The 6968-nt window shown below is 71.0% G+C and carries 7 protein-coding genes; 3 read left to right on the top strand and 4 right to left on the bottom strand.

The features are described 5' to 3' along the window. Positions 1 to 152 precede the first annotated feature (152 nt). The 3 genes from ACQKIP_RS35155 (at position 153) to msrB (ending at position 2608) form a co-directional block, all read left to right on the top strand. A complete protein-coding gene (locus tag ACQKIP_RS35155; RefSeq protein WP_365858559.1) occupies positions 153 to 626 on the top strand; it encodes an indole-3-glycerol phosphate synthase in 474 nt (157 codons plus the stop codon). Between the two features lie 137 nt (positions 627 to 763). Continuing rightward, the gene (murC, locus tag ACQKIP_RS35160; protein WP_365858561.1) at positions 764 to 2161 is read left to right on the top strand and encodes a UDP-N-acetylmuramate--L-alanine ligase; all 1398 of its coding nucleotides are present in this window, start codon (positions 764 to 766) and stop codon (positions 2159 to 2161) included. Positions 2162 to 2200: 39 nt separating this feature from the next. Continuing rightward, positions 2201 to 2608 (top strand): peptide-methionine (R)-S-oxide reductase MsrB, encoded by a 408-nt coding sequence (gene msrB, locus ACQKIP_RS35165; protein ID WP_365858563.1) that lies wholly within the window; start codon positions 2201 to 2203, stop codon positions 2606 to 2608. Between the two features lie 99 nt (positions 2609 to 2707). Here the strand turns inward: msrB and ACQKIP_RS35170 are convergent, their stop codons facing one another. The 4 genes from ACQKIP_RS35170 to ACQKIP_RS35185 form a co-directional block, all read right to left on the bottom strand. Next, the gene (locus tag ACQKIP_RS35170) at positions 2708 to 4036 is read right to left on the bottom strand and encodes a M28 family metallopeptidase (RefSeq protein WP_365858565.1); all 1329 of its coding nucleotides are present in this window, start codon (positions 4034 to 4036) and stop codon (positions 2708 to 2710) included. Positions 4037 to 4304: 268 nt separating this feature from the next. Further along, positions 4305 to 5783 (bottom strand): hypothetical protein, encoded by a 1479-nt coding sequence (locus tag ACQKIP_RS35175; protein WP_365858567.1) that lies wholly within the window; start codon positions 5781 to 5783, stop codon positions 4305 to 4307. 110 nt (positions 5784 to 5893) lie between these two features. After that, entirely contained in the window at positions 5894 to 6355 is a 462-nt protein-coding gene (locus ACQKIP_RS35180; protein WP_365858569.1) for a hypothetical protein, read from the bottom strand. Positions 6356 to 6461: 106 nt separating this feature from the next. Then, positions 6462 to 6872, bottom strand: a complete 411-nt coding sequence (locus ACQKIP_RS35185; RefSeq protein WP_365858571.1) for an organic hydroperoxide resistance protein — start codon at positions 6870 to 6872, stop codon at positions 6462 to 6464. Positions 6873 to 6968 lie beyond the last annotated feature (96 nt).

Raw genomic sequence — 6968 nt, forward strand, 5'->3', positions numbered from 1 at the left:
AAACCTGACAAACAGCGGACTCATCCGTACCGTTTTGATTCCGCAGGGCACACAAAAAGTCGCAGACCCCGTCCGGCAACGGGGCAGGATGGTTTCCGCAGGGGCTGTCGAGACAGACTCTCGGCGGCCCACGGATGAGAAGGGCGCCTGTCGTGTTCACAAGCGTATTGATGATCGAGAAGGCCCTGACCTCCGCCGACGTGGAGTTCGTCACCACCTTGCACGGCGACGAGCCGGTCACCTTCCGGGTGCTGCTCCAGCCGCGCGGTGATCAGGCCGACCGCCTGCTGCGGGCCATCGACGACGTGGCCCTGGGAGAGATCGACGAGGCGGCGCGGGAAGGGGACGTCCCCGAAGGGCAGGCGGCGGCGGCACCCGCGCAGCGGGCCCTGGAGGTCTCCCTGACGGCGTTGCGCGCGGCGGGCTGCGAGGCCCTTGGGCAGCTGATCGAGGATCATCCGCTCGATGCGTTGAAGCAGCTGGTGGATGAGGCGGACGCCGATGAGGTCATCGTTCTGACCGATCCCCACTACGTGGAGGAGTTCTTCCACCGGGACTGGGCGTCCCGTGCCCGGCACAAGGTGGGCGTACCCGTGTTGAAGCTGTTCTCTCACGCCGAGGACTGATCTGCGGGTCCGGTGGGGACTGGTCGCGCAGTTCCCCGCGCCCCTTACGGGGCGCGGATGTGCCCGGTGTCCATGCGAGGCAATAGTCTGGCCCTGCTCATCTGCCGTAATTCTTGGACCCCTGGGGAGACACACGTATGGCACCCGGCCTGCCCACCGCCATGGACCGACCGCACTTCATCGGCATCGGCGGCGCCGGAATGTCGGGCATCGCCAAGATCCTGGCCCAGCGCGGCGCCAAGGTCGCGGGCAGCGACGCGCGGGAGTCGGCCACGGCCGAGGCCCTGCGCACCCTGGGCGCCACGGTCCACATCGGCCACGACGCCGCGCACCTCGCGTCCGACGCGAGCTGCGTGGTCGTCTCCTCCGCCATCCGCGCCGACAACCCCGAGCTGGCCCGCGCCACCGAGCTCGGCATCCCGGTCGTCCACCGCTCGGACGCCCTGGCCTCGCTCATGGAGGGCCTGCGCCCGATCGCGGTGGCCGGCACGCACGGCAAGACCACGACGACCTCGATGCTGGCGGTCACCCTCTCCACCCTCGGCCTCGACCCCTCGTACGCGATCGGCGGCGACCTGGACGCGCCGGGCTCGAACGCCCTGCACGGCGAGGGCGACATCTTCGTGGCCGAGGCGGACGAGAGCGACCGCAGCTTCCACAAGTACGCCCCCGAGGTCGCCATCGTCCTGAACGTGGAGCTCGACCACCACGCCAATTACGCGTCGATGGACGAGATCTACGAGTCCTTCGAGACCTTCGCGGGCAAGATCGTCCCCGGCGGCACCCTGGTGATCGCCGCGGACCAGTCGGGCGCGGCGGAGCTGACCAAGCGCGTGCGCGCGGCGGGCGACCTCAAGGTCGTCACGTACGGCGAGTCCGAGGGTGCCGACCTGCGCATCCACAAGATCACCGCGCGCGGCCTGACCAGCGAGGTCACGGTCGTCCTGAACGGCAAGTTCCTGACCTTCACGGTCTCCGTCCCCGGCCGGCACTACGCCCACAACGCGGTGGCCGCCCTGGCCGCGGGCATCGCCCTCGGCATCCCGGCGCACAACCTCGCCTCGGCCATCGGCTCGTACACCGGCGTCAAGCGCCGCCTCCAGCTCAAGGGCGAGGCGGCGGGCGTCCAGGTCATCGACTCGTACGCGCACCACCCCACGGAGATGACGGCCGACCTGGAGGCCATGCGCTCCTCCGCGGGCGACGCGCGCATCCTGGTCCTCTTCCAGCCCCACCTCTTCTCGCGCACGCAGGAGCTCGGCAAGGAGATGGGCCAGGCCCTGGCCCTCGCGGACGCATCCGTCGTCCTCGACATCTACCCCGCCCGCGAGGACCCGATCCCCGGCATCACCAGCGCCCTGATCATCGACGCGGCCGCGGCGGCGGGCGCCGATGTACGGGCCGCGCACGACAAGACCGGGGCCGTGGCGGCCGTCGCGGGAATGACGAAGCCCGGTGATCTCGTTCTCACCATGGGAGCGGGCGACGTCACGGACCTCGGCCCGCAGATCCTGGCCGAGCTGTCCGAGCGTTAATGCGAAGCAGCACATCGAAGCAGTAAGGGGTTCAGTCTCATGTCGTACGACGTCGAGAAGCCGGACGAGCAGTGGCGCGCGGAGCTGAGCCCCTCGGAATACGCGGTCCTGCGCCAGGCGGGCACGGAGCCCGCGTTCGTGGGTGAGTACACGGACACCAAGACCAAGGGCGTCTACAGCTGTCGCGCGTGCGGCGCGGAGCTGTTCACCTCGCAGGAGAAGTTCGAGTCGCACTGCGGCTGGCCGAGCTTCTTCGACCCCAAGGACACGGACGCGGTCGAACTCCTCCAGGACTCCTCGCACGGCATGGTCCGCACGGAGGTGCGCTGCGCCCGCTGCGGCTCGCACCTCGGCCACGTATTCGAGGGCGAGGGCTATGCGACACCGACGGACCAGCGGTACTGCATCAACTCGATCTCGCTGACGCTGACGCCCGACGAGGGCTGAGCGTCCGTTCACGATCCCGGCGCCCGGCAGCGCCAGACGCGGCCGGGCGCCGAGGTGTTTCCGGGCCGCTCCGGGCCGCTCCGGAACGTTCCGGAAGCTCTAGAACGTCAGCTTCCAGCTGTTGATGTAGCCGGTGTCCTGGGCCGCCACGTCCTGTACCCGCAGCTTCCAGGCGCCGTTCGCCGTCTCGCTCGACGCGTTGACCGTGTACGTCGCGATGACGTTGTCCGCCGAGTCGTTGCTGCTGGAGTTCTTCAGGCGGTAGGCCGTGCCGTCCGGGGCGAGCAGGTCGACGACCACGTCGCCGCGCCAGGTGTGGCGGATGTCGACGTCCGCCTTGAGGGTGGCCGGGGCGTTGCCCGTGCGGCCGCTCACGTTGATCGTCGAGGTCACGGCCGCGCCGTTGTCCGGGATGGCGACGTCAGCGGTGTTCTCGTACGAGTCGCCGGGCGGGGTCGTGGTCCCGGTGCCGAGCGTCCAGATCGCGTGGGCGATGGCGTCGCTGTTGCGGTCGAGCGCGGTGTCGTTGATGTTCGCCGTGGTGTCGCACGACGAGTGGTAGCAGCGGTCGAAGGCCGTGCCCGACGTGCCGCCCCACTTCTGGGCCTGGGCGGCGGACTTCCTGGTCTCCGCGCCGGTGAAGAGGCCGCCGACCGGTATGCCCACGTTCTTGAAGCTGGCGTGGTCGGAGCGGCCGTCGCCCTCGGTCTCTATCTCCGTGGGGACGTTCAGGCCCGCGAAGTAGTCCTTGAAGGTCTTCTCGATCGTGGGGTCGTCGTCGTAGACGAAGTACCCGGGGTTCGGGGAGGCGATCATGTCGAAGTTGAGGTAGCCGGAGACCTTCGCGCGCTCGGTGCTGGGGAGGTTGTTGACGTAGTACCTCGACCCGACCATGCCCAGCTCCTCCGCGCCCCACCAGGCGAACCGCAGGTGCTTCGTCGGCTGGAGCTGTGCGCGCGAGACGGCGAGCGCGGTCTCCAGGATGCCGGCAGAGCCCGAGCCGTTGTCGTTGATGCCGGGGCCCGAGGAGACGCTGTCCAGGTGCGCGCCCGCCATCAGGACCTTGTTCGGGTCGCCGCCCGGCCAGTCCGCGATGAGGTTGTAGCCGGTGGCGCCGCTGGACGTGAACTGCTGCACGGTGGTGGTGAATCCGGCCGCGTCCAGCTTGGCCTTCGCGTAGTCGATCGAGGCCTTGTAGCCGGGGCGGCCGTGGGCGCGGTTGCCGCCGTTGGCCGTGGCGATGGACTGGAACTGGGAGAGGTGCGCCTTGACGTTGGCGAGCGGTATGTCGGGGGCCGCGAGCGTCGGGGACGGGGCCGCCATGGCCGCGGGCGCGGTGGCCGCGATCAGGCCGGCGGCGGCGAGGGCGGCGACGCCCGCGGTGGCCCGTCTCAGGGCGCGGGGCATGGCGGATCTGGAGATTCTCATGTGGGGCTCCGAATTCCGAACAGCAAGGGGGACGGAACGTACTGACGCCCTGCGACGCGGATGCCGCAGGGCGCTGGAGCTGTGCTGTGCTGACGTGACGTGTGCATGGCGCGAAGTGCGTTGCCTGATATTGAGGGTGGCGCGACGCGCAGTCAAGGCACGAATCCGGTCAGAATCCGGAAAGGAGGGTTCGTATATCGGACGTTGTGCCGGGTTCCGCTTGCGGGGCGGGGTGCGCGGCACCGTCCGGCGAGGGGCTGAGCCCCCGTCAGTCGTCCAGTCCCGCCGCCCACTTGCGCCGCTTCAGGACATGCCTGCTGAAGAGGTGGCGGCACCGGTCGAGCAGCCCGCCCACCTCCGGGTCCCCGCGCCGGACGTCCGCCGACGGATGCCAGCGCTGCGCGGACTGCGCGGCCCACGTGCGCAGCTTCACGTCGGGGTCGTCCACGAGCCCGGCCGCCGCCCGCAGCGCCACGACCCCGCCGTGGGCGTGGAGCAGCCGGAAAGCGGCGACGCGGATGTGCCGGGGCCGCTCGGGCGCGATGCGCTCCAGGAGCCAGTCGGCGGGGAGTTGGCGGGCCGACGGCAGCAGGGCTTCGGTCGTCCGGCGTACGACGCCGGGGGCCGGGTCGTCGAGCAGCGGCCGCAGCAGCTGCGTGTCCGCGAGGTCAAGCACCCGGAGCCCGGCCACGGCCTGCCCCCGTACCCCGTCCGCGGGATGTACGAGCAACGGCCGCAGCAGCGCGCCGTCCGCGCGCTCGCCGCACTCGGCGAGGCCGATGACCGCGCCGGGCGCGAGCGCGGGGTCGTCGGGCGTCGCGCACCGCAACCTGTACCAGGCCGTCGGGTCGCCGCCGTGCTGTCGTACGACGTACCGGGCGCAGGCACGGACCTGCGCGGACCGGTCGTCGAGGAAGGCTTCTGCCCGCTGCGGCTGCCCCGCCCGCCGCAGCGCGGTGACCCCGGCCGACCGGACGCGGGGCGGACGTGCCGTCAGGAGCGGTTCGAGCACGTCGGCGGAGTCGGCATCCGTGTCCCGCAGGGTCGTGAGCGCCGCCGTCGCGCACAGATCCTGGATCACGGTGTCCGGGTCGCGCGCGGCGGCTCGGGCCAGTTCGGCGGGGCTCAGCCGCTCGTGCTCGACGGCAAGGCGGTAGGCGAACCGCCGCGTGCTGCGGTCGGGGTGCGCGAAGAGCGTGCCGAGGGGCGCCTGCCGCAGCGCCTCCCCGAGCAATTCGACGCCGAAGCCGCCCCGGTCGCGGCGCCCGACCAGCAGGATCAGCGGCGTGAGGGTCACGGCGGCAGACGGGTCCAGCGCATCGCGCAGCAGCTTCCGGGCACGCTCGCGCACGGGGGCGGCCCAGTCCGAACAGCGGATGACGATGAGCGGCAGCAGACCGGGATACGACCCCGCCCGGCGTATCGCGGCCTCGCGGATGCGGCCGTCGCGGTGGCAAAGGGCGAGCGCGAGGCCGGACTCGCCGAGCTGCGTCAGATCGGCGGGCAGCGGGGAGGCGTGCTCCCATGCAGGCAGGGGCTCCGCCTGGCCCCACTGGTGCCAGGGCACCTCCCGCACCTCCGCGTCCAGCGAGAGCCACTCGTCGGGATCATCGGCGGCCAGCACACTGAGCAGTTCCGCCCCCTGCGCAAGCAGCACGGCCGCCGAAGCCGCGCTCTCACCGTCCCGGAAGCCGTCGTAGCCCTCGTAACCCTCGTAGACCTCGTAGCCATCGAAGCCCTCGCGCATGACCGCCCCCGATCCCTCCGGCCGTACCGATGCACCGGCCGTACGGGGGCGATCGTAGAACGGCTGATCGATGCGAGTCGCGCGATATACGGGGGCCGTGCCGCGAGGACTCAGCCCTCTTCGGGAGTCTCGGGCCGCAGCAGCGGATGCTTCACTCCGGGGAACACCCGGGCCTTGACGACCTGCTCGGCGGAGGCGCCCTTGACCACCGTCTCGGCGATGCCCCACGGGCGGCCCGGCAGCTCGACCAGGATGGTGTACGTGGCGGAGCAGCCCATGCAGTCGTAGCGGTCGGCCCAGATCTCGACCTCCGTGCGGCTGCCGGGGTAGCGGGCCACGTGGCGGTGGCGGGCGTGGCAGTGGTCGCACTTCTCGCCGGGCTCGCACGTGCCGCCGCAGGGGCACGGCACGTCCAGGGTCTCGGCGGGCTGCCAGCGCTGCGTCTCGACGGCCTCGCGGGTGGCGCCCATGTCCTTCATCGACTTCAGGTTGCGGGCGGCGACCACGTACGACTCGCCGGTCGAGGTCATCCGCTTGCGGATCACGCCCTTGCGTCCGCGGTTCGTGGTCATTCTGGGCCTCCTGGGGTTCACGCAGCCCACCAGGAGGCCCATGAGATCGGTACCTCTACGGTACCCGCCGTCCGGTGCGGGCCCGAATTCCGCCCGCCGGACCGGACTACTCGACGACGAGCTCGACCTCGATGTTGCCGCGCGTGGCCTTGGAGTACGGGCAGTACGCGTGCGTCGCCTCGACCAGCTGCTGCCCGGTCTCGCCGGCCAGGGCGTCCGGCAGCTCCACGCGCATCACGACCGCGAGGCCGAAGCCCGTGTCGTCCTTGCCGATGGAGACCTCGGCGGTCACCGAGACGTCCGAGACGTCGACCTTCATCTCACGGGCGACCGCGCCCATGGCGCTGGCGAAACAGGCCGCGTACCCGGCGGCGAAGAGCTGCTCGGGGTTGGTGCCCTGGCCGTTGCCGCCGAGGGCCGGGGGCATGGCGAGCGCGAGGTCGATCTGGCCGTCGGAGCTGACGGCGCGGCCCTCGCGGCCGTTGGCGGTGGCGACGGCGGTGTACAGCGCGTTCATGGGGTGCCTCTTCCCTCGGGCTGAGAACGGAGTGCGGCGAACGGTGCTCGTTCGCGCTGATGCAATGGTTGCACACGATTAAGTCGTGCACAACTT

Source organism: Streptomyces sp. NPDC059900, from assembly GCF_050270335.1.
In the GTDB taxonomy this organism is placed as follows: domain Bacteria; phylum Actinomycetota; class Actinomycetes; order Streptomycetales; family Streptomycetaceae; genus Streptomyces.

Excerpts from the sequence above, each read along its gene's own strand:
- murC (WP_365858561.1), top strand. The coding sequence starts at position 764 with ATGGCACCCGGCCTGCCCACCGCCATGGACCGACCGCACTTCATCGGC.
- msrB (WP_365858563.1), top strand. The coding sequence starts at position 2,201 with ATGTCGTACGACGTCGAGAAGCCGGACGAGCAGTGGCGCGCGGAGCTG.
- ACQKIP_RS35170 (WP_365858565.1), bottom strand. The coding sequence starts at position 4,036 with ATGAGAATCTCCAGATCCGCCATGCCCCGCGCCCTGAGACGGGCCACC.
- ACQKIP_RS35175 (WP_365858567.1), bottom strand. The coding sequence starts at position 5,783 with ATGCGCGAGGGCTTCGATGGCTACGAGGTCTACGAGGGTTACGAGGGC.
- ACQKIP_RS35180 (WP_365858569.1), bottom strand. The coding sequence starts at position 6,355 with ATGACCACGAACCGCGGACGCAAGGGCGTGATCCGCAAGCGGATGACC.
- ACQKIP_RS35185 (WP_365858571.1), bottom strand. The coding sequence starts at position 6,872 with ATGAACGCGCTGTACACCGCCGTCGCCACCGCCAACGGCCGCGAGGGC.